At 62.0% G+C, this 26,202-nt stretch carries 28 protein-coding genes; 18 read left to right on the top strand and 10 right to left on the bottom strand.

The genetic code is table 11. From position 1 onward, the window contains the following. Nucleotides 1-198: 198 nt before the first annotated feature. Entirely contained in the window at nt 199-915 is a 717-nt protein-coding gene (locus NW848_RS11620) for a DUF4058 family protein (protein ID WP_414511157.1), read from the bottom strand. Between the two features lie 192 nt (nt 916-1,107). Here NW848_RS11620 and NW848_RS11615 point away from each other — a divergent pair, with 192 nt between their 5' ends. The 7 genes from NW848_RS11615 (at nt 1,108) to NW848_RS11585 (ending at nt 8,607) form a co-directional block, all read left to right on the top strand. Further along, entirely contained in the window at nt 1,108-1,668 is a 561-nt protein-coding gene (locus tag NW848_RS11615; RefSeq protein ID WP_414511156.1) for a GNAT family N-acetyltransferase, read from the top strand. A gap of 111 nt (nt 1,669-1,779) precedes the next feature. After that, nucleotides 1,780-2,844, top strand: a complete 1,065-nt coding sequence (locus tag NW848_RS11610) for a DNA adenine methylase (RefSeq protein ID WP_414511155.1) — start codon at nt 1,780-1,782, stop codon at nt 2,842-2,844. Nucleotides 2,845-2,856: 12 nt separating this feature from the next. Beyond that, a complete protein-coding gene (gene coaBC / locus NW848_RS11605; protein WP_414511154.1) occupies nt 2,857-4,053 on the top strand; it encodes a bifunctional phosphopantothenoylcysteine decarboxylase/phosphopantothenate--cysteine ligase CoaBC in 1,197 nt (398 codons plus the stop codon). A gap of 62 nt (nt 4,054-4,115) precedes the next feature. Further along, the gene (locus NW848_RS11600; protein ID WP_414511153.1) at nt 4,116-5,435 is read left to right on the top strand and encodes an ATP-binding protein; all 1,320 of its coding nucleotides are present in this window, start codon (nt 4,116-4,118) and stop codon (nt 5,433-5,435) included. 19 nt (nt 5,436-5,454) lie between these two features. After that, a complete protein-coding gene (gene recF, locus NW848_RS11595) occupies nt 5,455-6,579 on the top strand; it encodes a DNA replication/repair protein RecF (RefSeq protein ID WP_414511152.1) in 1,125 nt (374 codons plus the stop codon). Then, nucleotides 6,572-7,138 (top strand): DciA family protein, encoded by a 567-nt coding sequence (locus NW848_RS11590; protein WP_414511151.1) that lies wholly within the window; start codon nt 6,572-6,574, stop codon nt 7,136-7,138. The genes recF and NW848_RS11590 overlap by 8 nt, the downstream gene beginning before the upstream one ends. After that, the gene (locus NW848_RS11585) at nt 7,084-8,607 is read left to right on the top strand and encodes a ComEC/Rec2 family competence protein (protein ID WP_414511158.1); all 1,524 of its coding nucleotides are present in this window, start codon (nt 7,084-7,086) and stop codon (nt 8,605-8,607) included. The genes NW848_RS11590 and NW848_RS11585 overlap by 55 nt, the downstream gene beginning before the upstream one ends. A gap of 10 nt (nt 8,608-8,617) precedes the next feature. Here the strand turns inward: NW848_RS11585 and NW848_RS11580 are convergent, their stop codons facing one another. Continuing rightward, on the bottom strand, nt 8,618-9,742 hold the full coding sequence (locus NW848_RS11580) for a hypothetical protein (RefSeq protein WP_414511150.1): 1,125 nt from the start codon (nt 9,740-9,742) through the stop codon (nt 8,618-8,620). A 102-nt stretch (nt 9,743-9,844) separates the two neighbouring features. Between NW848_RS11580 and NW848_RS11575 the strand changes: the two genes are divergently transcribed. The 3 genes from NW848_RS11575 to NW848_RS11565 are packed head-to-tail and all read left to right on the top strand — an operon-like array spanning nt 9,845 to nt 10,983. Continuing rightward, nucleotides 9,845-10,399, top strand: coding sequence for a hypothetical protein (locus NW848_RS11575; RefSeq protein ID WP_414511149.1), 555 nt, complete (start codon nt 9,845-9,847; stop codon nt 10,397-10,399). A 33-nt stretch (nt 10,400-10,432) separates the two neighbouring features. Then, entirely contained in the window at nt 10,433-10,666 is a 234-nt protein-coding gene (locus NW848_RS11570) for a DUF433 domain-containing protein (RefSeq protein ID WP_414511148.1), read from the top strand. Next, nucleotides 10,663-10,983, top strand: coding sequence for a DUF5615 family PIN-like protein (locus NW848_RS11565; protein WP_414511147.1), 321 nt, complete (start codon nt 10,663-10,665; stop codon nt 10,981-10,983). The genes NW848_RS11570 and NW848_RS11565 overlap by 4 nt, the downstream gene beginning before the upstream one ends. A gap of 19 nt (nt 10,984-11,002) precedes the next feature. On the opposite strand, the gene NW848_RS11560 is transcribed toward NW848_RS11565, so the two are convergent. Next, nucleotides 11,003-11,557 (bottom strand): hypothetical protein, encoded by a 555-nt coding sequence (locus NW848_RS11560; protein ID WP_414511146.1) that lies wholly within the window; start codon nt 11,555-11,557, stop codon nt 11,003-11,005. Between the two features lie 390 nt (nt 11,558-11,947). Beyond that, nucleotides 11,948-12,298, bottom strand: coding sequence for a hypothetical protein (locus NW848_RS11555; RefSeq protein ID WP_414511145.1), 351 nt, complete (start codon nt 12,296-12,298; stop codon nt 11,948-11,950). 193 nt (nt 12,299-12,491) lie between these two features. Here NW848_RS11555 and NW848_RS11550 point away from each other — a divergent pair, with 193 nt between their 5' ends. The 3 genes from NW848_RS11550 to larB are packed head-to-tail and all read left to right on the top strand — an operon-like array spanning nt 12,492 to nt 14,128. Beyond that, entirely contained in the window at nt 12,492-12,923 is a 432-nt protein-coding gene (locus tag NW848_RS11550) for a type II toxin-antitoxin system RatA family toxin (protein WP_414511144.1), read from the top strand. A 1-nt stretch (nt 12,924) separates the two neighbouring features. After that, complete coding sequence (locus tag NW848_RS11545; protein ID WP_414511143.1) at nt 12,925-13,386, top strand: type II toxin-antitoxin system RatA family toxin; 462 nt, start codon at nt 12,925-12,927, stop codon at nt 13,384-13,386. Continuing rightward, nucleotides 13,376-14,128, top strand: a complete 753-nt coding sequence (gene larB, locus NW848_RS11540; RefSeq protein WP_414511142.1) for a nickel pincer cofactor biosynthesis protein LarB — start codon at nt 13,376-13,378, stop codon at nt 14,126-14,128. The genes NW848_RS11545 and larB overlap by 11 nt, the downstream gene beginning before the upstream one ends. A gap of 19 nt (nt 14,129-14,147) precedes the next feature. Here the strand turns inward: larB and era are convergent, their stop codons facing one another. Beyond that, complete coding sequence (era, locus tag NW848_RS11535) at nt 14,148-15,050, bottom strand: GTPase Era (RefSeq protein ID WP_414511141.1); 903 nt, start codon at nt 15,048-15,050, stop codon at nt 14,148-14,150. Further along, entirely contained in the window at nt 15,043-15,621 is a 579-nt protein-coding gene (locus NW848_RS11530; RefSeq protein ID WP_414511140.1) for an NYN domain-containing protein, read from the bottom strand. The genes era and NW848_RS11530 overlap by 8 nt, the downstream gene beginning before the upstream one ends. A gap of 74 nt (nt 15,622-15,695) precedes the next feature. Here NW848_RS11530 and NW848_RS11525 point away from each other — a divergent pair, with 74 nt between their 5' ends. Next, nucleotides 15,696-16,781 (top strand): glycosyltransferase family 4 protein, encoded by a 1,086-nt coding sequence (locus tag NW848_RS11525; RefSeq protein ID WP_414511139.1) that lies wholly within the window; start codon nt 15,696-15,698, stop codon nt 16,779-16,781. Here NW848_RS11525 and NW848_RS11520 read toward each other — a convergent pair. From NW848_RS11520 to NW848_RS11510, 3 genes are read right to left on the bottom strand one after another with little or no spacing between them, the layout of a single operon-like run. Beyond that, nucleotides 16,778-18,880, bottom strand: coding sequence for a hypothetical protein (locus tag NW848_RS11520; RefSeq protein WP_414511138.1), 2,103 nt, complete (start codon nt 18,878-18,880; stop codon nt 16,778-16,780). The genes NW848_RS11525 and NW848_RS11520 overlap by 4 nt on opposite strands. Beyond that, nucleotides 18,880-19,353 (bottom strand): hypothetical protein, encoded by a 474-nt coding sequence (locus NW848_RS11515; protein WP_414511137.1) that lies wholly within the window; start codon nt 19,351-19,353, stop codon nt 18,880-18,882. Before NW848_RS11515 ends, NW848_RS11520 begins: the two co-directional genes overlap by 1 nt. Nucleotides 19,354-19,358: 5 nt before the next feature. Next, nucleotides 19,359-19,814 (bottom strand): hypothetical protein, encoded by a 456-nt coding sequence (locus NW848_RS11510; RefSeq protein WP_414511136.1) that lies wholly within the window; start codon nt 19,812-19,814, stop codon nt 19,359-19,361. Between the two features lie 70 nt (nt 19,815-19,884). Between NW848_RS11510 and ileS the strand changes: the two genes are divergently transcribed. After that, nucleotides 19,885-22,653 (top strand): isoleucine--tRNA ligase, encoded by a 2,769-nt coding sequence (gene ileS, locus NW848_RS11505; RefSeq protein ID WP_414511135.1) that lies wholly within the window; start codon nt 19,885-19,887, stop codon nt 22,651-22,653. A 213-nt stretch (nt 22,654-22,866) separates the two neighbouring features. On the opposite strand, the gene NW848_RS11500 is transcribed toward ileS, so the two are convergent. Next, nucleotides 22,867-23,256, bottom strand: coding sequence for a hypothetical protein (locus NW848_RS11500; protein ID WP_414511134.1), 390 nt, complete (start codon nt 23,254-23,256; stop codon nt 22,867-22,869). Between the two features lie 153 nt (nt 23,257-23,409). Here NW848_RS11500 and glmS point away from each other — a divergent pair, with 153 nt between their 5' ends. The 3 genes from glmS to NW848_RS11485 all read left to right on the top strand — a co-directional run. Next, nucleotides 23,410-25,242, top strand: coding sequence for a glutamine--fructose-6-phosphate transaminase (isomerizing) (gene glmS / locus NW848_RS11495; RefSeq protein ID WP_414511133.1), 1,833 nt, complete (start codon nt 23,410-23,412; stop codon nt 25,240-25,242). Between the two features lie 26 nt (nt 25,243-25,268). Further along, a complete protein-coding gene (locus NW848_RS11490; RefSeq protein ID WP_414511132.1) occupies nt 25,269-25,841 on the top strand; it encodes a Uma2 family endonuclease in 573 nt (190 codons plus the stop codon). Between the two features lie 26 nt (nt 25,842-25,867). Then, a partial coding sequence (locus NW848_RS11485) for a Uma2 family endonuclease (RefSeq protein ID WP_414511131.1) occupies nt 25,868-26,202 on the top strand: 335 nt, incomplete at its 3' end.

The raw sequence follows: 26,202 nt of genomic DNA, 5'->3' as shown, positions 1-26,202 counted from the left end.
TGTGCGGTGGTTAGTGCGTCGGATGGCGGAGGAGAAGAAATGCTAGACGGTCTCTAAGTGCCTATGCGTTGAGATTTAAACACATCGCCCCCACTCTAACCCTCCTTAAAGGGGTAGGTTTTTTCTCGCGTGGTCGGGATTGCGGGCTCGCTTGTTTTCGTAAATTTTGCCCACGCGATTGGCATGACATAAGACATCTCACTGTGTATGAGTGAGTCGCGCCTCGTACTTTGCTCGCGTGTAGGTCTCCTCGTAGACCGCTTGCAGGTCTAAGGAGACCGCACCATCTTCACGGAGCAGCGGGATAGGAATCGTCGGCATCCGTTCGTCGCGTCGCCAGTAGTAAACTTCCACTGCTGGGCGGTATTCGCTGCGCGACACGAAGGCGTAGTAATCGCCTTCGGGCAGTGGCTCTACCGTTGGCAGGCGTTCGCCCTTGAGTAGCAAGTCTATCTCCACTAGATGCACCGCGCTCTGCAAGATTTGCTCGCGTTTGCGCAGATACTCGCGCCTGCCGTCCGCGCCCGCACGCTTATTCGCAGGCGAGAGTAGCTCAATTACGGTCACCAGTTCCCGATTCGGGAGGGATACAATCGCTATATAGCGTTCACGCTGCTCCACAGGCATTGGTAGGGTTAGAATTGCTGGCTCGGCGAGGGCGGCGCGCGTTGCCTGCGCCCGTGCCTCGTTCTCCGAGGCAGTGTGAATCACGACATCGGGACGGAACACTTGTCGGGGGGCAGGCAATGGCTCGGTATGTTCCACATAGACGCGCTCCTCAATCTGGGCAGCGTACTTGGGCAGCAGCAACGGCATCAGCCACGACTGGATCGACACAATCATATTCGGGTGAAAGTCGTGCCATAGCTGCTCCTCGATGCGCAAGTCCATCTTCAGGAAGCGCGTTTCGGACATCGGGTGTATTGTACCCTGTTGAGGGGCAACCAAGAAAGCTGCCCAGCAGGCGTGGGTGCTTGTACTGAGCATCTTGCAGACGCAGCAGGTGGGACGGTTGTTGTGTAACCCATCCCAGCCGAATGTCCAACTGCCATACAAGCTGAAAAAAGCATCGCGCCCAGCGTTAGCTGTGTAGAGGTACAATACGAAGTGCCGTCTATTTTGGAGGGATTTCTGATGAGCTACGGCTGGTCAGGCGAGAAGGTTCGGCTGGTACCCTTGGACAGCGAAAGGCACTTCGAGAACGCACTCCGCTGGATTAACGACCCCGAAATTACGCAGTGGACGCTCACAGGCGATTTCCCACTGAGCCGATTAGCTGAGGAGGAGTGGTTCGAGCGGGTGATGCGCCCCAACGAAAAAGAGGTCGTTTTCGCCGTGGAGACTTTAGAGGGGGAGCATATCGGCTTTTCGGGTCTCCATCAGATCAACTGGCGACATGGTACCGCTATGACAGCCACGCTGATTGGGCGCAAAGAATTATGGGGCAAAGGCTACGGCACAGATGCCGTGCGGGTACGCACCCGCCATGCTTTTGAGGTGCTGGGCTTGCGTCTGCTTATTTCCGAAGTGTTGGACGGGAATATAGCGTCCCTGAAAATGCTGCTGAAAGCGGGCTATCAGGAGGTGGGGCGCATTCCCCGCCGCTATTGGAAACGCGGCGCCTACCGCGATGCCATCTTGTTGGTGATTGAGCGTCCTGTAGAATAGCCCACTGTATGTAGAATTTACTGTCTTTACGAAGCGGCAGATACACCTCAAGCGACCACAGCCTTAGTCTTGCATGGGTATAATCCTACTGAAACTGGCTACACACACGGAATGATTAAATACATCGGCTCCAAACGCAATTTAGTTGGCTGGATTGTCGGCGTGGCGCAGCAGGTGGCTGCCTGTATGCCCATCTGCACAGTGGTAGACCTCTTTTCGGGCAGTGCGCGGGTGGCGCATGCGTTCAAAGCGCGCGGCTACTTCGTTTATGCGAACGATTATGCCGCTTACGCCTACATCCTCGCCCGCGCGCTGGTGGAGGCGAACCGCGCCGAATACCCGCCCGAACGCATTCAGCCTATCCTACACGCGCTGATGCAACTGCCGCCCGAACATGGTTGGTTCACGCGCACCTACTGCGAAGCGGCGCGCTACTTCCGTCCCGAAAACGGCGCACGCATCGAAGCCATCCGCAACGCGATTGCCCACTACGACGACCCGACCCTGCAAGCCATCCTGCTGACCAGCCTGATGCTCGCCGCCGACAGGGTGGACTCTACAACAGGGCTGCAGATGGCGTACCTCAAAGAGTGGGCGCCGCGCGCGTACAACCCGCTCCAGTTGCGCTACCCACCGCTGCTGCACGGCGCGGGCAAGGCGTACCACGCCGACGCGCTGGAGGTCGCAGGCGCGCTGGAGGCAGACCTGTTTTACATAGACCCACCCTACAACCAGCACTCGTACCTTGCGAACTACCATGTGTGGGAGACGCTCGTGCTGTGGGACTGCCCCGAAACCTACGGCGTTGCCCGCAAGCGCATCGATGTCAAACACCGCAAGAGTCCGTTCAACGCACGCACGCAGGCACATGAGGCGATGGCGCGCCTCGTGAGCCAAATCCGCGCCAAGCACCTGCTGGTCTCCTTCAACAACGAGGGCTACCTCACCCGCGCGGAACTGGAGGCGATACTTGGCGAGTGGGGCTATGTGCGCTGTTTCGAGCGACCCTATCGGCGATATGTGGGCGCGCTGATTGGCATCCACAACCCGCGCGGCGAGAAGGTCGGGCAGGTCTCGCACACGCGCAACAAGGAGATGCTGTTTGTAGCGACGAAATACAAGGCGGTTGCCGACGCGCTCGACTCAACGGGCGCGGAGCAACCGACGCTGTGGTGAAGAGGCAAGCCGATGGCGAAGATATTGCTGGGCGTTACGGGGAGCATCGCCGCGTACCGCGCGTGCGATGTGGCGCGGGAGTTGATGCATGGGGGGCACACGGTGCATGTGGTGATGACCCGCGCGGCGACGCGCCTGATTAGCCCCGACACCTTCGCCGCGCTGACGGGCAACCCCGTCGTGGTGGAAGTGTTCGACGAGCCCGTGCCTGGGCAGATTGCGCACATCCAACTGGCGCAGGAGGCGGACTTGGTGCTGATTGCGCCTGCAACAGCGCACACGCTGGCGCGACTCGCGTTGGGACTGGCGGACGATATGCTGACCACGCTTGCGTTGGCGACCCGCGCGCCGATCCTGATTGCCCCCGCGATGAACCCCGCGATGTGGAGCCACCCCGCGACCCAAGCGCATGCGGAGACCCTGCGCGCCCGCGGCGTGGAGTTTGTGGAGCCTGCTTACGGGACTATGGCGTGTGGCGACGAAGGCTGGGGCAAACTCGCCGACACGCCTGTGATTGTGCAAGCCGCCCTGCAACGCCTGCGCCGCGCCTGCGACCTGCAAGGCGTGCATGTGCTGATTACCGCAGGACCCACCTACGAGCCGATTGACCCCGTGCGCTTTGTGGGCAACCGTTCCAGCGGTAAGATGGGCTATGCGCTGGCGGAAGCCGCCCTCGCGCACGGCGCGACCGTCACGCTGATTACGGGACCGACTGCTCTCACCCCGCCCGTAGGCGCGCAAGTGATCCGTGTGCAGACTGCGCGGCAGATGTACGATGCGGTGCAGGCGCATTTCGACGCCTGCGAGGTGTTCATCGCCGCCGCCGCCGTCGCCGACTACCGCCCCGAACGCGCCCTGCCCCGCAAACGCAAGCGCACAGGCGCGGAGTGGACGCTGCGACTCGTGCCGAACCCCGACATTCTCGCCAGCGTCGCTGAGCGCAAGGGGCATCGCCTGGTCATCGGCTTTGCCGCCGAGACCGATAAAGCACTCCAGCACGCGAAAGTCAAACTTTCGGGCAAAAACTTGGACTTAATCGCCGTTAACAATGTGCTGGAGCCTGGCAGCGGCTTCGCAGTGGACACCAACCGCTTGACACTGCTGTATGCGGACGGGCGCATCGAGGAGTTGCCGATGATGCCCAAGCGCGCCTGCGCCGAACGGATTATCGAGGTGGTCGCCGAACACCTACGCCAGAGGCGCGGTTAGGTAAACCACCGCGCTGCAATTCATCCTTCCCAAAAGGACAAAAATCGGGTAAACTATCCTTTGTGGACGGACAACTACGCGCGACGATCGAGGAGAAGGTTGTGGAGGGCACACTGCGCCCCGTTCCTACTTTCACGCGGCGCGATGTGCGTATTCCTGCCGTGCCGAACAAAGCGTTCGCGATTATCGGCATGCGCCGTGCAGGGAAGACCACCTTTCTGTGGCAGATTGTTCAGGAACACCTCCTGCATGGCATGCCCCGCGAATATGCACTTTACTTCAACTTCGAGGACGAGCGACTGCTTGACCTGCAGGCGCGCGATTTGCACCTCATCGTGGAGACCTACTACCAACTCTACCCGCACACGCGCGACAGGGAGCGGGTGCTGTTCCTGCTGGACGAGATTCAACGGGTGTCGGGGTGGGAGACTTTTGTGCGCCGCTTGCTGGACAGCGAAACGGTCGCCGTGTTCCTGTCGGGTTCGTCGGCGCGGATGCTGGCATACGAGCTGGGCACAAGCATGCGCGGACGCGCGCTGCCTGTCGTGGTGTTCCCGTTCAGTTTCCGCGAGTACCTGCGCCACTTAGGGGAAGAGCCTGATCGAGCGTTCGCCCATCTGCGCAAGGCGCAGCGGTCGCAGATTCAGGCGCGCCTGCGGCAGTATCTGCACGAGGGTGGTTTCCCCGAAGCCATCGGTCTGGAGGCGGTTGACCGACGCGAGTTGCTGATGAGCTATGTCGACGGCGTCATCCTGCGGGATGTGGTGGAGCGGTATCAGGTGGGCAACATCGGCGTGCTGCGACGGCTGGTGCGCCACCTGCTGAGCAACCCTAGCGCGGTGTTCAGCGTCAACAAGTTCTACAACGACCTGCGTTCGCAAGGCGTCTCGGTGAGCAAGGACACCCTCCACACCCTGCTGGGACATCTGGAGGATGCCTTCCTGATCCGCACCGTGCCGTTTTTCGCCTACTCACAGGCGCAGCAGCGGGTACATCCGCGCAAGGTGTATCCGATAGACACGGGCTTCATTCCGTTCTACACCGCGCCGCGCCCCTTCCCTGTCGGGCACGCCTTGGAGAGCTGCGTGCTGCTGGAACTGCTGCGGCGCAAAATGGAGGTGTCGTACCTACGCACTGCCTCTGGATACGAGGTGGACTTTGTCGCGTTCAGCCCCGATGGAGCCGTCCTGCTGATTCAGGCGTGCGCCGACTTGTCAGATTCGGCGACTCATGCACGCGAAGTGCGCGCCTTACTGGACGCCGCCGCACAGTTCCCGAACGCGAGTCTGCACATCATCACACTTGAGACCGCCCCGCCACCCGACGCACACCCAGCCATTCAGTACCACAACGCTGCGGCATGGCTGCTGGGCGAATCGTAGCAGGTATACTTTTGCACGGATGCGACTCGTTGCCCTGCGCCTAAGCTGCTTTCGGAACTATGCGCACGCGCAAATCAGTCCTTCACCGCGCGTGAACATCTTGCTGGGCGCGAACGCACAGGGCAAGACGAACCTGCTGGAGGCGATCTATTACCTCAGCGCGTTCCGCCCGCTGCGCCCCGTGCGCGAGGTAGACCTCATCCAGTGGGGCGCGCAGGAGATGCGCCTCACTGCGCAGTACGAATCGGACGGATTGACCGATGACCTGCAAGTGCGTCTGCAGGCGCATGGCAAGCGCACGATTACCCTCAACGAGCAGCCCGTCGCCCGACCGAGCGCACTGGTAGGACGGTTGAGCGTCGTGTGCTTCACGGCGAGCGATCTGACGCTGATACGCGGCGAGCCTGCCGACCGCCGACGCTTCCTCGATACCGAAATCAGCCTGCTGAGCCAACGCTACCTCTACTCGCTGGCGCACTACAGGCGCGCCTTAGAGCAGCGCAATAACCTGCTACGCGCCTACTTGGAGGGCGCGGCGACGCTGGAGAGCCTGCCCGAATGGAACGCGCAGCTGGTCAAGTACGGTGCGCGGCTGTTTCAGGCGCGACGGCAGTTTCTGGAACGACTGAACGCCCTCGCCGAGACGACGCACCGCGCCCTCACCCACAGCGCAGAGACCCTGCAACTGCAGTACCTACCTGGGCTGCCTGTTCGCAAACCGCTGCCCGAAAAGGAGGAGGACTGGGCAGACGCCCTGCTGAGCGCGCTGCACCAGTCGGCAGGCGAGGAGCTGCGCCGCGGCACAACGCTGTACGGACCCCACCGCGATGATTTCCAAATCCTCGTGCAGGGCTACGAGGCGCGCCTGTTCGCTTCACAGGGGCAGCAGCGCACCTGTGCCCTCAGCCTGCGCCTCTCAGAGGTCGCGCTGGTGGAGTCTATTCGCAACGAGCCGCCGATTGTGCTGCTCGACGATGTGTTTTCTGACCTTGACCCCGCGCGGCGGCGCAGCCTCGTGGAGTACCTGACCCCACGCACGCAGACTTTTATCACATGCACCGACCTGAGCGCGTTCGACGAAGCGACCCTGCGCGACGCCGTGCTGTTCGAAATCCACAGCGGGACGGTGAGCCGCCGTGCGTGAGCCGCAATCGGCAGGCGACGCCCTCCAACGCCTGCTCGAACGGCTGGGGCTGGACAGGCAACTGCGCACCTACCGCGCGCTGATGCACTGGGACGCGGTAGTTGGCGTACATCTCGCGCAGGTCGCCCGTCCACTGCGCGTAGACGCCGACACGCTGTGGGTCGCCGTCAAGAGCCATGCATGGGTGCAGGAACTCACCTTCCACAAGCGAACGATTCTGCAGCGGCTGAACGCGCACATCGGCGAGGAGCGGTTTCGCGAGGTACGCTTCACCGTGCGCGCCCAGTTGCCGACGGCGTTTCAGGCGGCAGACGACGAGGTGGAAAGCACTCCGCCCCCAGAGCCGCCCCCCTTGAGCGAAGCGGAGATTGCCCAAGTAGAGGCGAACCTGCAGGGCGTAAGCGATTCTGCCCTGCGCGACGCGCTGCGACGAGCGCAACTGGCGACCCTGCGCTACCAGAAGCAACTGGAGCAGCGCGGCTGGCGCAAGTGCCCAATGTGCGGATGCTATCACAGCGGCAACTCGGCAGTTTGTTTCCTCTGCGAGCAGGGCGGATAGGCGAGGTAGTGCGCCCGCGCCCGATGTTGCAACTCGCGCTGGGACTGGCGCTGGGCATCAGCCTTGTGGAGTGGAGCGCGCTGCCCGTCGCGCCGTCGGTCGTGCTGGCGTTGGTGGGTGTGATTGTCGCGCTGGCGTTGCCCGCGTGGGCATTCCTGGCGATTGGGCTTGCGCTGGGCGCAGTGCGCTACGACCTGTGGCGCAGTCCGCCCGTGCAGACGCCCCCGCCTGTGGCAACCCTGCGCGCCGTCGGCACGCTGGAACCCACCCGCAACGGCTACCGCCTGCTGTGCGCCTTTGAGCAGCCTGCCCTGCCCACCTACGCGCTGGTCTACTTCCGCCCCAGCGTGCGCGGCCTGCCTGACTACGGCGATGTGTTCCGCATAGAGGCTTCGTGGCGGCGTCCCGTGCGCTTCAGCGGCTTTGACTGGGCGCGCTACTTGGAGCGCAGGCGCGTGTATCACATCACGACGGTCTTCAGCGAGCGGCAGTTCACAGTGCTGGAGTCGGGCGCGGGGCGTTGGCAGCGCAGGTTCTCGGCAGCGCGCCAGTCGCTACGGCAGACGCTACGACAGCACCTTGACCGCGACGACGCCGCGCTGGTGGAGGGCATGCTGGTCGGCGCGGCAGGCGACTTCCCGCCCCAGCTGCGCGAGGCGTTCCACAAATCGGGCACGGGACACCTGCTGGCGACTTCGGGCTTGCATGTAATGATGGCGCTGCAGATGGTCTACCTGCTGCTGCGCTGGACGCCCGTCCCGTTCGCAGGGCGGATAGGGCTGGTGATTGCGGCGGCGTGGGGCTACGCGCTGCTGGCGGGGCTACGCCCGTCGATCGTGCGCGCGGCGACGATGACCACCTGCGCCCTATGTGCCCCCCTGCTGGGACGCGAGGCGGACAGCCTGAACGCGCTCGGCTTCGCAGGCGCGCTCTGGCTGCTGATTGCCCCGCACGCAATCTTTGAAGTCGGCTTCCAGTATTCGTTCTGCGCTGTGCTGTTCATCCTACTGTTTTACGGCAGGCTGGAGTACGCCTTGCGGCGGCTGGCGGCGCGGGCGAGCATCCTGCCCGACACGGGCAAGCCGAAGTCGCTGGTGGGCAAGGCAGTGCGCAACGGGCTGATTCCGCTGCTCAGCGTCTCGCTCTGTGCGCAGGCGGGCATCAGCCTCGTGCAGCTGTACCACTTCGGCTACATGTCGCTGCTGTCGCCCGTGGCGAACCTGCTGGCGGTTCCGTTGGCGTATCCGATGCTCGCGCTGGGTTTCTGGTTCTGGCTGTCGCAGGGGGTGGGCGCGTTGCCGTTGGAGTGGCTGTGCGCGTGGCAGGGGTGGGTCGCCCTCACCTTCGGCGCGGACTGGGTTCCCGCCATCCGCCTCGCCGCGCTGCCTGTGTGGTTGCCGCTTGCTTTCTATGTGGGCGTGCTGCTCCTTGCGCCCGAACCCCCGCTGGGCGAGGTGGAGGAGTTCTAACCCTGCCGCGCTAACTGACGCCCTCTATCAGCAGGTGCTTCGCGAAGTCTTTCCAAGCCTGATGAATCCAAGGCTCAGCCCTTGCTATCCTTCGCTTGAAGCGTCTCCATTCCGTAATGTTTTGCGAGTCGATACGCTCATGCGACCTTATTTGCGTGAGTGGCATAGGCAGATTCCTAAGGACTTCGGTCAGAGCGCGCGCTACTTCGGGGTGCCATGCTCCCCTTTCCAACCTGGCGAGGGCATATTCAATTCTATGCCACCAATACAAATCGTATTCGTGGAGCCATTCACGGAACCAATCACGGAGAAACTTCACATCCAGCAGGGAGACTAACAACTGACCAGCCGCCGCATAGCCCCGATACTCTGCAGGCTGGTCTTGAATGAGTCGCTGTACCCAAAGTGCCTCTCTACCTCTAAAGCATCGGAAAGCAACTGCGTTGGCGAGGCTTTCCTCAACGATGCGCCCCCAGGATTCAAGGTAAGGATTAGGTGCGCCGTCAGGCAGGGTATCCATAATCGCGTGACCCAACTCATGATAGTAGACCTTGTCCATCACGAGGTGATGCGAGATACCTAAGCGGCTTGCCCAATTCACGATTCGCTCACAGCAGAGGAAAATCGTAGGCAATTGGTGGTTCAGGAAGGCGTTTTCCGCTTCAGCAGTGCGCACATTTGGGTCACCCAGCTGCAGCACTTGGTCTTGGAACTGTTGATTGTGCTGCCCCAAGCGAAGATACAATCCGACAGCGACTACTCGTGAGTACTTTAGCCATCCCTCTTCTTCCTCGTAGCGCTTGAGGCGGTCGAAAAGGTCTTGCTCTCCTTCCTGTGGTTCACGTCGCGTCTCGAGTTCCCCTTCTCTATCCCGCTCTCGTGCTTCGCGCTCGACTTCTTCCTGTAGCAGGGGGCGTATTCTCTCAGGGTCTAACGCACGGCGATATTCGCGTGGATAGAGCATATTCATCTGGTTAGGGTTCACAAGAAACACGGGCAGGCTGACCGCCTTTTTGCCCATCTCCGCGTCCATTCGGCTCCAGAGTTCGTCGCGCTCAAAGTCCATCTGCGCCCCTGCAGGAGAGCCGAGATTGTATACCTGCACAGGCACGCCAACCGTTTTTCGCTTGCGCATAGTGTCCTCCCGCTTCAGTATATGGCAATTATACCTAATGCTCGCCACGATGCAAGGGCTATTGCGCTATGGGGTATCCTATACCCTCGGAGGATGAGAGCGATGGCGCTTACACAGACGCAGCAGTTTCAGCCTGGCATGGGGCTGACCACCACGAAAGCCCCGTTTATCGAGGTCGCCCGCAGCCGCGGCGAGCTTTACATCGAGCAGCCCTACGAGCTGTATTCCGAAGAGAACCACGAGGCGTGGCGACGCCTGTACGCACGCATCCAAGACCGCTGGCAACGCTACGCCACCGAGAAGTTCCTGGAAGGCGTGTCGAAGCTGTGCTTAGACCCGAACCGCGTGCCGCGTCTGGACGATGTGAACCGGTTCCTTCGTTTGCTGTTCATCTTCGACTCGTTCGATCACCTGTTTACCCTTGGATTTTCGGTTCTGGCTGTCGCAGGGGGTGGGCGCGTCGCTGTTGGAGTGGCTGTGCGCGTGGCAGGGGTGGGTCGCCCTCACCTTCGGCGCGGACTGGGTTCCCGCCATTCGCCTTGCCGCGATGCCTGCGTGGTTGCCAATCGCGTTTTATGCGGGCGTGCTGCTGCTCGCCCCCGAACCGCCGCTGGGCGAAGTGGAGGAGTTCTGACAGTGTACCTGAGCGAAGCATAGGCATAGTGGAATTGGCAAGGTATAATTGTGGGCATGAGCGAGCGCGAACTGTTGAGCCGTATCACCCGCGACCCCACCATCTGCCACGGCAAGCCCGTGATTCGTGGCTTGCGCTACCCCGTGTCCACCTTACTGGAACTGCTCGCAAGCGGCATGACACCCGAAGAGATTTTGCAGGACTACCCCGATCTTGAAATGAACGACTTGCGGGCAGCACTACTGTACGCGGCGCGTCTTTCTGAAGTCAAACATATGATTGCAAGATGAAAATGCTCGTCGACGCCCAACTGCCAGCACGCCTTGCGAATCACTTGCGTCGTCGAGGGATCGAGGTTCTCCACACGAGTGAGCTCCCTCTCGGCAACCGAACCACAGACGAGGAACTCAAGTACCTATCCTTGACGCAGGCGTATGTCATCGTGACCAAAGACGGCGACTTTGTAGACAATTTACTGCTTCACCATAACTTGTCCAACAACGAACTGATAGAGTTGTTCACGAATTACGAGCTAGAGATTCTGGATAGCCTCTCGAAAGCCCACTTCGTAGAGTTGACTCGTCTGGGAGTGGTCGTGCGCTGGTGAGAGTAGAACCTGCAGAGAGCTACTCTTCCGCTGAACCGCCTTCTGGGTGAGCGAACTTGGTATCGTCATTATCGGAGTCAATCACTATTACGGTATGGTCTCCCGCAAAAACCTTATGCAGCTCCGATTCGGGAGTTTCTGCGATAGTTTGGTAAAACCGAACGATATGTTGGAGGTAGGCAGGAGTGCTGACGCAGATACGAAACATTTGTTGATTCCGACGGCGCACATACAACCAACCCCACGGGATGGCAGATGACTCGCCCTCGTGAAGCACGGTCGCATGAATCTCTAAGATGCTATCTTCTGTGTCAAGCGTCCAAACTAAGGTTGGGTTCACGATATTGACTTCCGCTAACCAGGACTGAACTTCAAATTGCTGGTAATGCTGCTTCAACATCTCCCACCATAGCTCGATAAGTGCCAGCGTTGATGATAGGTCAGCGTCGTAGAAGGCTTCGTGGGTAGCCTCTACGGCGCTGACTCCAAATGGACGCCTCGTTGGGGGAAGCTTTTCTAAAGCCTCCCGAATGATTGTGAGGCTTTCCTCTTGGTCATGCTTGAGTTCTCTCATGTCGTTCCCACGACACTCGGCAACCAGCGTGTCCCCAACATACGCATACTCCACCACGACGCCTGGCACGCCGTCTACCGTCCGCACACGATGACCTAACCCCTCGTACTCATAGGATACCCCAGTTGAAGCGTTCGCACGGAGAATGCGCACTGGTTTCTCGCTCACTCCTACCACACAAAGCGAAGCTCAGTAATCTGCCAGTCCGTGCCGCTGCGCAGCAATCTGAACTCTACCCTGCCGTCTCCCTTGCTTCCCCGAACCAACATCTGCAAAGTCGCCGCCGTCTGCCTGTCAGTCGTCATAACCCCTCAGCGTGTTGACCCCAAGCAGGTACGCGCCGACCCCGCGCATAAAATCCCGTTCCCCAAGGCCCTCTCTCCGCGTGGGCTACCCATCCGCCGCAACCAGCGGGATGCTCTCGCCCTTAGACCGCACCTGACGACGCACGATGTCTATGTGATACTTGTGGCAGGGCACAAACGCAAGTACGACGGCGTATTCTTCCTCGCCTTTTCGGTAGGATACTCGCAGCGGGTCCTCCCGAAGCAGCCGCGGACACCAGCAGATGCCTGCGACGCCTATCCACAAGGAACCTTCCGCTTGTGAAAGCGACACCCTCTGCTCTGGGTTGCTGCTAAACCCGATGCAGAGTTCCTCGTCTTCCGCCAAGCCCGACCAACTGACCCAAACTCCGGGCGCGAACACCCACCGTACCCACGCCTCGATTCGCTCAACCATCTTCATCACGCCCCCGAACAGTATGTCGCGATTATACCTAGTGCCTATAACCTACTGGCGCATCTCCCACTATAGGGTATCCTACCTGCTCGGAGGATGAGAGCAATCACGCTATCACAGACGCAGCAGTTTTGCCCCGAGGAGATAACCACCCGTTAGAGCAGGTATACTCTCTTCCATCAGGAGGAGAACTATGCCGAGAATCGAGAAATCCATCGCCATCAACGCGCCTGCGGAGAAGGTCTTCGAAGTGCTACAGCAGGCGGAGTCGTTCGCGAAGTTCCTGCCCCATGTGAAAAATGTGCAAACGCTGGAGCGCACCGAAAACAGCGTGCTGCTGGAGTGGGAAGTAGTCGCGCCTGGCGTGGGGATGCCCGTGCGCTGGAAGTCGCGCCATACCATCGATGCGGCGAACCATCGCGTCGCGATGCAGCCCGAAGGCGACGCGCTGGTCAAACTCAGCGGCGAGTGGCGCGTGGAACCCCAAGACACAGGCAGCACCCTCGCTGCCGTGCTGGACTACGAGGCGAATGTGCCCCCGATGTTCGCAGGGCTGGCGCAAAACGCGGTCAACACCATCATTCAGGACTGGCTGAACGGCTTCAAGCAGCGCGCGGAGGGCTAACATGGCGCGAGTGGAGCTGGAGACCGTCATCCACGCCCCACTGGAAACCGTCTACGCCGTCGCTCGCGATGTGGAGGCGTTTCCCCAGTTCATGCCCGATGTGAAGTCGGTGCGCATTCTCGAAAAGAGCGCGGACGGCAGCCGCACGCTCACCGAGTGGGTCGCCTACGCCTCGCAACTCAAACTGCAAGTCAAGTGGACAGAAGAGGACCTCTGGGACGACACGGCGCACACCTGCCGCTTCCGCCAAGTTAAGGGCGATTACGACCAGATGGAGGGGCTGTGGGAGTTTTTGCCGCACCCAGAGGGCACGCTGTTTCGCAGCACGCTGGACTACGAGTTGCGCGTGCCGCTGCTGGGCGCGATTGTGCAAAAGGTTGTCCACCACCTTGTGGTGCAAAACCTGAAGGGGATACTGGACGGGGTTAAGGCGCGCGCGGAGGCGATGGCGCGTGGAAGTTGACCGCCTGCGGTCGTTGCTGGAGCAGGTCGCGCACGGCGCGTTGAGTGTTGAGGACGCGCTAAGTGCCTTGCGCGACTTGCCGTATCAGAATCTGGACTTCGCGCGGATAGACCACCACCGCGCGTTGCGCAAGGGTTTCCCTGAGGTGGTGTTCTGTGCGGGCAAGACGCCCGAACAGGTCGCCGCAATCGTGGCGCAGATGGCGTCGCAGGGGCGCGTGCTGGCGACCCGCGCGAGCGAGGCGCACTACCAGGCAGTGCGAGCAGTGGTTCCCGACGCGGTGTACCACACGCTCGCGCGTGCGATCACGGTCGGCGCGTTCCCCGAAGCCCCCGACGCGCCCTACGGAGTCGTGCTGGCGGCAGGCACGGCGGACATCCCTGTCGCGGAGGAGGCAACGCTCACGGCGCGGATGATGGGCGTGCGAGTCGAAACGCGCTACGATGTCGGCGTCGCGGGGCTGCACCGCCTGCTGGAACATCTGCCGCTGCTGCATGGCGCAGGCGCGATTGTGGTTGTTGCGGGGATGGAAGGCGCGCTGCCCAGCGTGGTCGGCGGGCTGGTCGCCTGCCCTGTGATTGCCGTGCCGACCAGCGTCGGCTACGGCGCGCACTTCGGCGGGCTGGCACCTCTGCTGACGATGCTCAACTCGTGTGCGCCTGGCGTCGCCATCGTCAACATCGACAACGGCTTCGGCGCAGGCTACCTGCTGGGGCGCATCCTGCTTACCAGTGCATCGTGAATCGCGCCCTACCGTCGGCTCAGCTCTCAAGCTGTTGGAAGAAGCTGGGATTGTTGCGCCAATCTTCGCGTACCTTCACCCACAATTCCAGAAAGATTCTGCGTCCGAACCAGAGTTCGAGTTCCTCGCGCGCTTGCTGCCCGATCTTCTTGAGCATCCTGCCGCCCTCGCCGATAACGATGCCCTTGTGGGTCTCGCGCTCCACATAGATTGTCGCCGCAATATAGAGTACGCCGTTGGGTCGCTCCTCCCAGCGTTCGATGGCAACGCCGATGCCGTGGGGCACCTCTTGGTAGGTGTGCAGCAGCGCCTTCTCGCGGATGATTTCGGCGGCGAAGAGTCGTTCGGGCTGGTCGGTGATCTGTTCTTGGGGGAAGTAGGGAGGCGATTCGGGCAGGCGCGCGAGAATCATCTCCAGCAGTTTGTCGCAGTTATGCCCCTTGACCGCGTTGGTCATCATCCAGTCGGCATGGTTAGGAACTAACTGCCAATAGGCTTCGGTGTGGGGCTTCACCTTTTCGGGGGGCAGCTTGTCCATTTTGTTCAGCACGAGGATAATCGGCGCGTGCGCCTCTTTCGTCAGCAGGTCGGCGATGTGGCGGTCTTCGGCGTTAGGCGGTTTGGAGGCGTCCACCACGAACAGAATCAGGTCGGCGTCGGGCAGCGCGCCCACCGCCGCCTCCACCATCCGCTCGCCGAGTTTGTATTTCGGTTTGTGGATGCCTGGCGTGTCCACAAACACGATTTGCGCGTCGGGGCGGTTCAGGATGCCCAAGATTCGTCGGCGCGTGGTCTGCGGGCGCGGCGAGACGATGCTCACCTTGCGCCCGACGAAGTGGTTGACCAGCGTGCTTTTGCCGACATTCGGCTTACCCACGACTGCCACGAAGCCCGCGCGGAAGGGCACTGCCTGCTCACCCATGAGACTCGCTGTTGCCGTCGCCGTAGATGGTTTTATCGGGACATGGTTCGGGCGCGCGGTCGGTACGGGCGATAAACCGCTCCATATCGCGCAGGTCGTGGAAGTTGGGACCCAACGCGATGCGCAGCTCGCGCGCGGTCATCTCAGGATGCGCAAACACCATCACCTTTTTGCCCTTCGCGCGCAGCGTCTCCACCAGCCGCTCGAAGTTGCCGTCGCCGCTCAGAATCGCGCACACATCGTAGTGGTCTATGGTCAGTAGAGCGTCCATCACAATGTCCACCGCCAGCTCGATGCGCTCCCACGGCACATCTTCGCGTCCTTCGCCGCAGCAGCCCTTAATCGGGCGCGTGCGCAGCACATAACCGGAGTGCAGCAAGTAGTCGTGGAAGGTCGCGTCGCGCCCCTTCGCGTTCGGGTCTACCGCCGTATAATAATAAGCGTCCGCCACCTTCATGCCAAGAGTCGTCCGAAAATAGCACAGCAGCTTCCGATAGTCAATAAACCATCCCAGCCGCTTCTGGGCATAATACATATTTGCGCCATCGACAAAAATAGAAACCCGCTCCAAGAGAAGACACCTCCTGAGGAAACCTGAATATCAAGTATACCCCATCTCCCGTGCAGTGGGTATCCTGTTGAGGGATGCGCATTTTGGAGATTGTGTCGGGCGTGACGGCGTGCGGGGCGACGGTGCATACGCTGCAGATTGCCAAAGAGTTGCACCGTCGGGGGAATGCCATTACTCTGATGGGCAAGCCGGGCGCGTGGGTGCTGCAGCAGGCGCGGCAGGCAGGCGTGCCGACGCTCGAATCGCGCATGAAGCGGCTACCCCTGCGCGACCTGAGAGACGCCGCGCAGTTCGTGCGCGAAAATCAGATCGAGGTGCTGCTGGCGCACATGTCGGGCGCGAACAACTTCGCTGTGTGGTTGAGCCGTCTTGCGAAAGTGCCCGCCGTGCTGCGTGCGCATGCGCACACCCTCCACTTCCACTGGCGCATGGCAGACCACATCATCGCCGTGTCAGAGCAGACGCGCCTGTATCACATTCGGCGCAACTTCGTGCCCCCGTCGCGCGTCAGCACCGTGCATGGGTTTGTAGACCCCGCGCGGCTGATTGTGCCCGATAAGGGGGCGCGGCAGGCAGTTCGAGCGGAGCTGGGACTGACGCCCAGCGATTTCGTGGTGGGCGTGATTGGCAACATCATTCCGCGCAAGGGGCAGATTTACTTGGTGCGTGCGCTGCCGCAAGTAGTTAGGCGCTATCCGCAAGTGCGCATCTTGCTGGTCGGCGTGGTGCATCCGCCGCGCTACGGCGAGCAGGTGCGCCGCGAGGCAGAGCGGTTGGGCGTGGCGGAGCATGTGCTGTGGCTCGGCGAGCGCAAGGATGTGCCCCGCTTGCTGCAAGCCATCGACCTGTACGCGCTACCGACGCTCAGCGACATGCTGCCGATGGCAATGCTGGAGGCGATGTGGGCGGAGCTGCCGATTTTGGCGACCACCGCAGGCGGCATCCCCGAAGCGATTACGGACGGCGTTCATGGTTGGCTTGTCCCACCGAAAGACCCCGACGCGCTGGCGCGGGCGCTACTGGAAATCATCGACAGCCCCGACGAACGCGCAAGGCGCGCCCAGAACGCCCACCAGCGCGTGCAGGAATCGTTCACCGTACAGCCGCAGGTGGCGAAGATTGAGGCGATTCTGCAGAAGGTGGTGCAGGCGTATCACTAACCACCCTGCATCCACCGCTCCCGCGTCGCTATCACCAACTCACCCGTCGCAGGCGTCAAATAGCCCGACAACACGCGGTACGCCACCTCAAAGTTCAGCCAAAACTCCAACAGCATGTTGATGTACGGTCCCGGACTATCGCTCGGCACGCTGTCTTCCGCGTTGAACCGCCGCAGCGGATCCGCAGGGTCGCACCACCCAAGCAGCGTCGGCGGGTGCGAAAACGCCATCCGCTGCGGGTACACCGCCGCGCCCAAGTATGCGTCCAACAGATACCCCATCAGCCGACGGTACGCCCGCCGCCGCGCACGCACAGGATCCGTCGTCCAAATGCTGGAGATGTCCCCGCCTGGATCGCGAGCCGTCGTGTTGGAACCCACATAGCTGCGCGTCGGGTTCGCCGCGTCGTACAGCCCGTAGCTGTTTAGCTGCGGATGCGCGTTTAGCCCATCCAGCGTATCAGAATTCCACACCCACACGCCGCGAATCGGCACAAAAGGCGTCGTCTGCGTGTTCTCATTCGAATCCGCAGGAATGCTTGACCGAACAATCCGCACACCCGACTCGTAGAGTGCCTGCATCACAGCAGGCGAGCCGTAGTATGTGGCTGCCGTAATTTGGAACCTGTCCGCGCCGCCGACGCCCCCGTCCGCAAAGCCCAGCGCGTGCATCTCCGCGCGGTTGCGCTCCACCAGTATCCGCGCCGCGTGCAAGCTGCGCGGTGTGTAGCTCACCACCTCTGCGCTGCCCGACATCGTAGGGGCAATATCGTAGTAGACTTCGCCGTCTATCTCAATCTCTACAGCGCTTACAGGCGGCGGGATATGCCCCTTGCGCACCATCTGCCCGTGCGCCACAGGCACATCGTTCGGCGCAGCGAGCGGATAGCCCGCGTCCGTGTGGCGCGAAAGGTTTCGCGTACTGCGAAACCCAACGCGATGGTCGTGCCAGCAGAAGCGCATGCTCCGATTCTGCTCGCGCACAAACAGTTGCAGCATCTGCTGCGCAAGGCTTACACCAGTAGCGTCCAACGCTTCATCAGCAGTGCTGCTGAAGCTCGTAGAGAGCGCCCGCCTGCCGCGCATAAACAGATTCCACGCGCCCTGCCGAATGTAATCCGTGCCGTACCGCCCGCCCGTCGTGATGGCTGCCCAAAGCGGAACTTGCGTGCGCGGGAAAAACTCCGTCGCGTACCACTCGTAGGTCATGAGCCGATTGCGCAGCCAATCGTTCACATACGGCGCGCCCGTAAAGCGCGGCGCGGTGTCCGCGCCAACATCTTGCACATCGTCCAGCATCATCATAATGGGCAGCGCATAGCGCGGCGCAAGCCCGATGCACTTGAGCGCGTAGAGCAGCCAGAACGCTTGCTGGGGGCGTCCCATGTTCATCGCGCCTGCAGGAACGGCCAGTGACTCCAAGAGACGCGGGAGCAGGTAGCAGTTTTTGTAGCGGTAGGCGCAGATAGGCGTCGTGTCAAACACATAATCTTCGCCGATGACCTCCGCCAGCACTTCGCCCGCGCTGCCAAGCGCGTTGTGCGCAGTCGTGTTCAGTCGCCACACATAGAAACCATCGTCCACTTCTCTGTCGGTAATGATGGGCAGATAGCACTCTGCGTTTTCGCGCGTGAGCCTGACGCGCAGCGTCTGCGCCTGCGGTTGGTTCATATTCGGTCCGATTTTATGCGCGGTGCTGGCGAGGTTCGCACGGTCAGGACGCACCAGCGGGAAGTCGCTGGGGAACGCCACCGCCGTGCGGTTCGTCGCGAAGTGGATACCGAAATACGCAAACGGCGGGTCTTGCGGCGCGTTCCAGCCGAGAAATCGGAAGGTGTAGTGGATGGGGGGATTGGCGCTGGAATAACTGTCCGACGGATGAACGATGAGCACGGCATGGTATTCGCGCAGGCGATTGCGCAGGCTCGCGTCGTCGATGTCCAGTCGGTGTTCGGCATTCGGAAGCGCGAGTCGGACTTCGCCGCTGCTTGCGTAGGTGTAGGCGCGTTCGGCAGTGAATCCCATCAGGCGCAGCGCCGTGAGTACCCAGCCTGCGCGGGTGGTTGCGGCATCCGTAATGAGTAGCACCTTCGGCGGCATTACCGTACCCCCACAATCTTGCTCGTAAGCACAACTGTACCGCTGGCGACGCTGACCTCGATGCGGTACTGGTCGTAGTAGCCGTCGCCTGTGGCGGGGATGTCCAAGCGCACCCAGTTCGGGTTCGCGGAGTCGGTGGCGAAATTACCTGAGGCAAGGGTTTGCCAGCCGCTGCTGAGAGGCGTACCTGCAAGGTCGGTGGCGCGTGCGCGGATGGTGTAGCTGATGGCGGTGTTGCTGGCGCGGTGGGCGAGCCAGACGAGTTTGCGGTACTGCCCGCAGTTATCAAGCGTGGGTAGTTCGGCGGCGGTACTGCCGAGCAAATCGCGCGCGGTGGTGTCGACGGTAAGCGTGGCGACGAGGAGGGTGTCGGCAGGGCGCGTTGTAATCGCGCCCTGCTGCCGCACGGGCAGCGGCGACTCCATGCTCACATCGGCAAGCTCCGAAGCGTTTCTGAGAAAGCGTACAGGCATCGCGTTCACTCCTTCCAATAGCCTTGACTTGCGATTAGACGCGAGTAAACCAAGCGCGGGGTCGCACTGCGCACTTCGAGGCGGTACTCATCCCAGTGTCCTTCGGGGATCTCCACGCGGAACCAGCGCAGGGGCGGGGTCTGGATGGTGGCTTGTCCAATCGCGCGCCAGCTGCTGCCCAACGGCACGCCGTTGAGGTCTACCGCGCGCGCCCACACGCGCATGTTCACATTCACAGGCGCGTTGCCTAAGGCGTAGCCTGTCCAGTAGAGACGGTCGTAGGGCGTCACGCCTCGCACTATGGGGAGGAGGGGTACGATATCGCCTGTGAGGTTGCGCCACAGGCTGTCGCAGCGCGTACGCCCCTCCCACAACACGGCGACGAAATACGGCTCGTAGTAGCGTTGTTGACAAACGGCGGCTTCGCGCACCTCCAGCGTGGTCAGCACTGCCGCGCCCACAGGTTTACCAGTTTGCTCACAGCCCCATGGGCAACCGGGCAGAGGCAACGCGGGTATACTTACCGCAGCTATGTCGCGCAACTATCGGGACACACTCCACCTACCGAAGGATGAGCAGACCATTCCGATGCGGGCGAACCTGCCTGAGCAGGAGCCGCGCTGGCAAGCCTTCTGGCGCGAGATTGACTTGTACGGCAAGATGCTCGCCAAGCCTGCGCCGAACGGCGACTTTATCCTGCACGACGGACCGCCCTACTCCAACGGCGACATCCACATCGGGCACGCGCTGAACAAAACGCTCAAGGACATCGTGGTGCGCTCTTACTGTATGCGCGGCTACCGCACACCTTATGTGCCGGGCTGGGACAATCACGGCATGCCCATCGAGAACGCCGTGAGCAAACAGTTTTTGGCGCGCGGCGAAAAGCCCGACAAGGCGACCCTGCGCCGCGCCTGCCGCGAATACGCCCAACACTTCGTGCAGGTGCAGCGCGAGCAGTTCGAGCGCTTAGGGCTGGTCGGCGATTGGGAGCGCCCCTACCTCACGATGGACTACGCTTTTGAGGCGGGGATTGTGCACATCTTCGGCGAGTTGGTGCGGCGTGGTTACATCTATCGCGGGCTGCGCCCGACGCTGTGGTGCCCTACCTGTCAGACCGCGCTCGCCGACGCCGAGGTGGAGTACGAGCCGAAGGTCTCCGACTCAATTTATGTGGCGTTCCTCGTCATCAAGCCGCCTGCGAGCGCGCCCGCGACGGAGAACCTGCGCATCCTCATCTGGACGACCACGCCGTGGACGATTCCCGCGAACCTCGCGCTGGCAGTGCATCCCGAACTGGACTACGCCTATGTGCAAGCGGACGGCGCGGTCTACCTGCTGGCGCATCGGCTGGTCGCACCGACGATGGAACTGCTGGGCATTCAAGACTACACGGTGCTGGGCACAGCGACGGGCGCACAGTTAGAGGGCGCAGTCGCACGCCACCCGATTTTCGAGCGCGAGTCGCCCGTGGTGCTGGCGGACTATGTGTCTGCGGAGGACGGGACGGGCGTGGTGCATACTGCCCCAGGACACGGCGCGGAGGACTTTGCGACAGGTAAAAAGTACGGGCTGCCTGTGCTGTGCCCTGTGGACGCGACGGGCGTGTTCACCGACGAGGCGGGCGAGTTCCGTGGGCTGCCGATTGCGCCCGAGGGCAACCGCGCCGTCATCGAGCGGCTGAAAGCGGTCGGCGCGCTGCTGCACTACGAGCCGTACCACCACAACTACCCGCACTGCTGGCGCTGCGACACGCCGCTGATTTTCCGCGCTACCGTGCAGTGGTTTATGAGCATCGACCACGCGGGGCATCGCGAGCGCGCCTTGCAGGCGATTCGTAGCGTGCGCTGGATCCCGCCTGAAGGCGAGGAGCGCATCACCGCGATGGTGCGGAATCGCCCCGACTGGACGCTGAGCCGCCAGCGGGCGTGGGGCGTGGGTATCCCCGCCTATTTCTGCGAGGCGTGTGAGGAGCCTATCCTGCAACCCGACCTCATCGAGCGCGTGGCGCAAATCATCGAGCGTGAAGGCTCCGATGTGTGGTTCACGCACCCTGCTGACTACTTCCTGCCCGACGGTTTCGCGTGTCCCAAGTGCGGCGCGACCCAGTTCCGCAAAGAGACCGATGTGCTGGATGTGTGGTTCGATTCGGGCAGCACGCATCGGTTGGTGCTGGAGACGCGCCCCGAGTTGCGCTGGCCTGCCGATTTGTACCTGGAAGGCTCCGACCAACATCGCGGGTGGTTCAACTCCAGCCTGATGATAGCGATTGGCACGCGCGACGCCGCGCCCTACCGCATCGTGCTGACGCACGGCTTCGTAGTGGACGGCGAAGGGCGCAAGATGAGCAAAAGCGAGGGCAATGTCGTTAGTCCACAGGAGGTCATCCAAAAGATGGGCGCGGATGTGCTGCGCCTGTGGGTCGCCTCGTGCGAATACTTCGAGGATGTGCGCCTCTCAGACGAGATTCTCAAGTATGTCGCCGACGCCTACCGCCAGATTCGCAACACGCTGCGCTTCATCATCGGCAACCTCGCCGATTTTGACCCCGCCTGCGACGCCGTGCCGTATGAGCAACTCAACGACCTCGACCGCTGGATGCTCGCGCGCCTGCAAGAGTACCTGCGCTACGCCCTCAACGCCTACGAGTCGTTCGAGTACCATCGCTTTTATCACGAGACGCGGCGGTTCTGTAATGTGGAGTTGAGCGCGTTCTACTTGGATGTGATTAAAGACCGCCTGTATGCGGAAGCGCGCGATTCGGTGGCGCGGCGCGGCGCGCAGACCGTGCTGCACGAGTTGGCGAGCGCGCTCGTGCGCCTGCTCGCGCCGATTATCCCGCACACGGCAGAGGAGGTGTGGCAGCGGCTCCCGATGCCCGATAAGCCCATCAGCGTCCACTTGGCGGATTTCCCGACCGTGCGCGAGGCGTGGCGCGACCCTGCACTGCTGGAACGCTGGGAGCGCATTCTGGAAGTGCGCGAGGCGGTCAACCGCGCCGTCGAACAGGCAAAAAACGAGAAGTGTATCCCCAACCCGATGAGCGCGCAGGTGATTGTGCATGCGCCCGCGCCACTGCACGCGATCCTGAGCGCGTACCCGACGCCGCCCGCGCCTGACAATATGCTCGCGCGCGTGTTCGGCGTCTCGCAAGCGGAGGTTGCCTCTACCGACGGCGACTTGCAAGTGGAGGTGCGCCTTGCGCCTGGGCGCAAGTGCGCCCGCTGCTGGCTTGTGCTGCCTGATGTGGATGCTGAGACGGAGCTGTGTCATCGGTGTAAGGTGGTGCTGGGCGTATAATAAGTGCCTTCGCGATATGATTTCAACACACAGACAGGGCAGGCACAAGACCTGCCCCTACAAGGTTGGTGTTGCCACGCCTCCGTAGGGGCAACCCTTGTGGTTGCCCGTTCCAGGTTGCCTGTGTCGAAAACACAGCGCATAGGCACTTACAACGCAAAAGCCCTCCCCCACTCCACGCAGGGGAGGGCTGGGACTACAGGCAACAGGCAACTACGCCGCTTCGATGTTGAACTGGTTCAGGATATTGCGCACTTGGGTAATGAACTCGGACGGCGTCGCGTTCGGGTTCCAGATGACATAGCCCGATGCGCCCGTCTCGCGTTGCCACTGGGTCGCATAGCTCGCGTACTGGTTCGGGATAATCAGGAAGAACGGGGTTCGCGGGTTCGTCGAGGTTATCTGGTTCACGAAGGTCTGCGCGTTGAAGTTATCCACTTGTCCTGTCGGGGTCGCCCAGAACACGAACACAGCGCTCCAGTTGCCTGTCTGGAACTCGTTCACCGTGCGGTTCGTGTCGGGTACGGTGCACACATACCAGTTGGTAGGCGTCGTGGCGTCGAAGGAGCGCGTCAGCTCCGTCCCGCCCGTTGCGAAGAACACCTGTCTCATCGGTTCAGTCCTCCTTCAATCGGTTTTCGGTTCCGCGCGCGAACCTGAAAAAATTATCGGCAGGAACGCCGAAAATCTTTAGGGGGGTTGCCCCCAGAGGGCGGTATAATACCCCCAGATTGCCCGACACGGGAGGCTAATTCTATGTGCGGTATCACAGGATACATCGGTTCGCGTCCCGCGCTGGAGGTCGCGCTGGACACGCTGAAACGGCTGGAATATCGGGGCTACGACTCGGCGGGCGTCGCCTTTTGGGGCGGCGAGAAGTTGCAGGTGATGAAGCGTGCGGGCAAAATCCAGCAACTGAGCGACCTGCTCAACGGCGTAGAGGCGCATGGGCTGGCGGTCTCGCACACGCGCTGGGCAACGCACGGCATCCCCAACGACCCGAACGCGCACCCCCATACCGACGAGCAGGGGTGCGTCGCCGTCGTCCACAACGGCATCATCGAAAACTACTTGGAACTCAAGCAAGAATTGCTCGCGCGGGGGCACCAGTTCCGTTCGGAGACCGACACAGAGGTGCTGGCGCACCTTATCGAGGAGCAACTCGCGCAGGGCTATGCGCCCGAAGAGGCGGTGCGCCGCGCGTTGCAGCCCGTGCGCGGCTCGTATGCGATTGCCGTGCTGTTTACGGACTATCCCGACCGCGTGGTGGTCGCCCGCAACGACTCGCCGCTGGTGATCGGGCTGGGCGACGGCGAGAACTTCGTCGCGTCGGACATCCCCGCGCTGCTGCCCTACACGCGGCGCGTGATTTTGCTCGAAAACGGCGATGTGGGTGTCGTGACGCGCGACGCCGTGCGCCTGACGCGACTGGACGGCGCGTCCGTCGAGCGACCGCCCGTCGAAATCACCTGGTCTGCCGAAGCCGCCGAAAAAGGCGGGCACGAGCATTTTATGATTAAGGAGATTCTGGAGCAGCCCGAAGCGGTGCGCGACACGCTGCGCGGCAGACTCAAGCCCAACGGCGGCATCCAGTTCCCCGAATTGAAACTGGAGGTGGAAGACTGGCAGAAGTTTCGGCGCATTCTGATTGTGGCGTGCGGCACGGCGTACCATGCAGGGCTGGTTGGCAAGCACGCGCTGGAACGCTGGCTGCGCCGACCCGTGGAGGTCTACTACTCGTCCGAGTTCCGCTACGGCGACCCGATTCTGCAGCCGAATACGCTGGCGGTGTTCATCAGCCAGTCGGGGGAGACGGCGGACACGCTCGCCGCGCTGCGCCTGTGCCGCGAGGCAGGCTACACCACGCTGGGCATCGTGAATGTGGTCGGCAGCAGCATCGCCCGCGAGTGCGACCATGTCATCTACACGCAGGCGGGACCCGAAATCTCCGTCGCCTCTACCAAAGCCTACAGCACGCAGGTTGCCGTGTTGTATCTGCTGGGGCTGTACCTGTCGGCAATCAACGGCACGCTGCCGATGCAGACCTACTCGGAGGGGGTCAAGGGGCTGATGCAGATGCCCTCGCTGATTGCCCGCAGTCTGGAGACCGAGCCGCAGGTGCGCCAAATCGCCGAGCAACTCCACCAGACGCCGCTGGCGTTCTACTTGGGGCGCGGCGTGGACGCTTATGTGGCGATGGAAGGCGCGCTCAAAATCAAGGAAATCGCCTATGTGCCCACGCAGGAGCCGCCCGCAGGCGAGATGAAGCACGGACCCCTCGCGCTGGTAGAACCAGGCGTTATCGCGGTGTTCATCGCCACGCAGGAGCGCACCCGCGAGAAACTGCTGGGCAACCTAAAGGAGATTAAGGCGCGTCAGGGCACGGTGTTCCTCGTGACCACCGAAGACGACCACCTGCTGCCCCAGGAGGCGGACTACACGGTGTTTGTGCCCAAGCCGCCGTTGGAGGAACTCTCGCCGTTGGTGAGCATTCCCGTGCTGCAACTGTTTGCTTACCATGTCGCCCGCTTGCGCGGGTGCGAGATCGACCAGCCGCGCAACCTCGCCAAGAGCGTGACAGTGGAGTAGCGGGTATCCTACAGGCGGGTGAACCTATGCCAGCGGTAGCGACACAGCGCGGGCTAACCGCCGAAGAGTTCTGGCAAGAGTACGCAGGCAAGCCCTACGAACTCGTGCGCGGGGAGGTCAAACAACGAATGCCTGTCGGCTTGTGGCACGGGATACTGGCGGGCGAACTGGTCGCCCGCTTCCGCGAACACCTGAAGCGTCGTCCTGAACAGGTGGGCAAACTCGCCGTTGAAACGGGTTTTCGTGTGCGCACGGCGCTGGGCGAGTCGGTACGCGCCCCCGATGTGGCGTTCATCCGCGCCGAACGATTGCCCAGCCCCCTGCCCCACACCTTCGCCGACCTCGCGCCCGACCTCGTGGTGGAAATCGCCTCGCCCAACGACGCCTACTCCGAGCTGCGCGACAAGGTGGACGAATGGTTGCAGGCAGGCGTGCAGGTGGTGTGGGTGGTTGACCCCCAGCGGCGCACGGTGGAGGTGTTTCAGCCTGACCAGCCGATTCGCGTGCTGCGCGCGGGCGACACGCTCACGGGCGCGCCTGTGCTGCCCGACTTCCAACTGCCCCTCAGCGAACTGTTTGCGGAACTCGACGAGGCGTAGCGGGTATCCTACCAACAGGTGAGCGTATGCCAGCGGTAGCGACACAGCGCGGGCTAACCGCCGAAGAGTTCTGGCAGCAATACGCGGGCAGACCTTACGAACTCGTGCGCGGGGAGGTCAAACAACGGATGCCTGCAGGGCTAATTCACGGGCTGATAGCGATGCGCATGGGTCGGCGAATCGACGCCGTCGCGTCCGCCAGCAAGCGTGGGATTACCGTCGCCGCCGAGACGGGTTTTCGTGTGCGCACGGCGTTGGGCGAGTCGGTACGCGCCCCCGATGTGGCGTTCATCCGCGCCGAACGCCTGCCCAGCCCCCTGCCCCACACCTTCGCCGACCTCGCGCCCGACCTCGTGGTGGA

The sequence above is a fragment of the Synechococcus sp. RC10A2 genome, assembly GCF_047502605.1.
The sequence above is the reverse complement of the archived record's forward strand: the minus strand, read 5'-3'. Positions and strand labels throughout refer to the sequence as shown.

Bases quoted from the DNA above. Each gene is read 5' to 3' on its own strand.
- NW848_RS11620 (WP_414511157.1), bottom strand. From the start codon at position 915: ATGTCCGAAACGCGCTTCCTGAAGATGGACTTGCGCATCGAGGAGCAG.
- NW848_RS11610 (WP_414511155.1), top strand. From the start codon at position 1,780: ATGATTAAATACATCGGCTCCAAACGCAATTTAGTTGGCTGGATTGTC.
- coaBC (WP_414511154.1), top strand. From the start codon at position 2,857: ATGGCGAAGATATTGCTGGGCGTTACGGGGAGCATCGCCGCGTACCGC.
- recF (WP_414511152.1), top strand. From the start codon at position 5,455: ATGCGACTCGTTGCCCTGCGCCTAAGCTGCTTTCGGAACTATGCGCAC.
- NW848_RS11585 (WP_414511158.1), top strand. From the start codon at position 7,084: ATGCTATCACAGCGGCAACTCGGCAGTTTGTTTCCTCTGCGAGCAGGG.
- NW848_RS11580 (WP_414511150.1), bottom strand. From the start codon at position 9,742: ATGCGCAAGCGAAAAACGGTTGGCGTGCCTGTGCAGGTATACAATCTC.
- NW848_RS11575 (WP_414511149.1), top strand. From the start codon at position 9,845: ATGGCGCTTACACAGACGCAGCAGTTTCAGCCTGGCATGGGGCTGACC.
- NW848_RS11570 (WP_414511148.1), top strand. From the start codon at position 10,433: ATGAGCGAGCGCGAACTGTTGAGCCGTATCACCCGCGACCCCACCATC.
- NW848_RS11565 (WP_414511147.1), top strand. From the start codon at position 10,663: ATGAAAATGCTCGTCGACGCCCAACTGCCAGCACGCCTTGCGAATCAC.
- NW848_RS11560 (WP_414511146.1), bottom strand. From the start codon at position 11,557: ATGAGAGAACTCAAGCATGACCAAGAGGAAAGCCTCACAATCATTCGG.
- NW848_RS11555 (WP_414511145.1), bottom strand. From the start codon at position 12,298: ATGGTTGAGCGAATCGAGGCGTGGGTACGGTGGGTGTTCGCGCCCGGA.
- NW848_RS11550 (WP_414511144.1), top strand. From the start codon at position 12,492: ATGCCGAGAATCGAGAAATCCATCGCCATCAACGCGCCTGCGGAGAAG.
- NW848_RS11545 (WP_414511143.1), top strand. From the start codon at position 12,925: ATGGCGCGAGTGGAGCTGGAGACCGTCATCCACGCCCCACTGGAAACC.
- era (WP_414511141.1), bottom strand. From the start codon at position 15,050: ATGGGTGAGCAGGCAGTGCCCTTCCGCGCGGGCTTCGTGGCAGTCGTG.
- NW848_RS11525 (WP_414511139.1), top strand. From the start codon at position 15,696: ATGCGCATTTTGGAGATTGTGTCGGGCGTGACGGCGTGCGGGGCGACG.
- NW848_RS11520 (WP_414511138.1), bottom strand. From the start codon at position 18,880: ATGCCGCCGAAGGTGCTACTCATTACGGATGCCGCAACCACCCGCGCA.
- NW848_RS11515 (WP_414511137.1), bottom strand. From the start codon at position 19,353: ATGCCTGTACGCTTTCTCAGAAACGCTTCGGAGCTTGCCGATGTGAGC.
- ileS (WP_414511135.1), top strand. From the start codon at position 19,885: ATGTCGCGCAACTATCGGGACACACTCCACCTACCGAAGGATGAGCAG.
- glmS (WP_414511133.1), top strand. From the start codon at position 23,410: ATGTGCGGTATCACAGGATACATCGGTTCGCGTCCCGCGCTGGAGGTC.
- NW848_RS11490 (WP_414511132.1), top strand. From the start codon at position 25,269: ATGCCAGCGGTAGCGACACAGCGCGGGCTAACCGCCGAAGAGTTCTGG.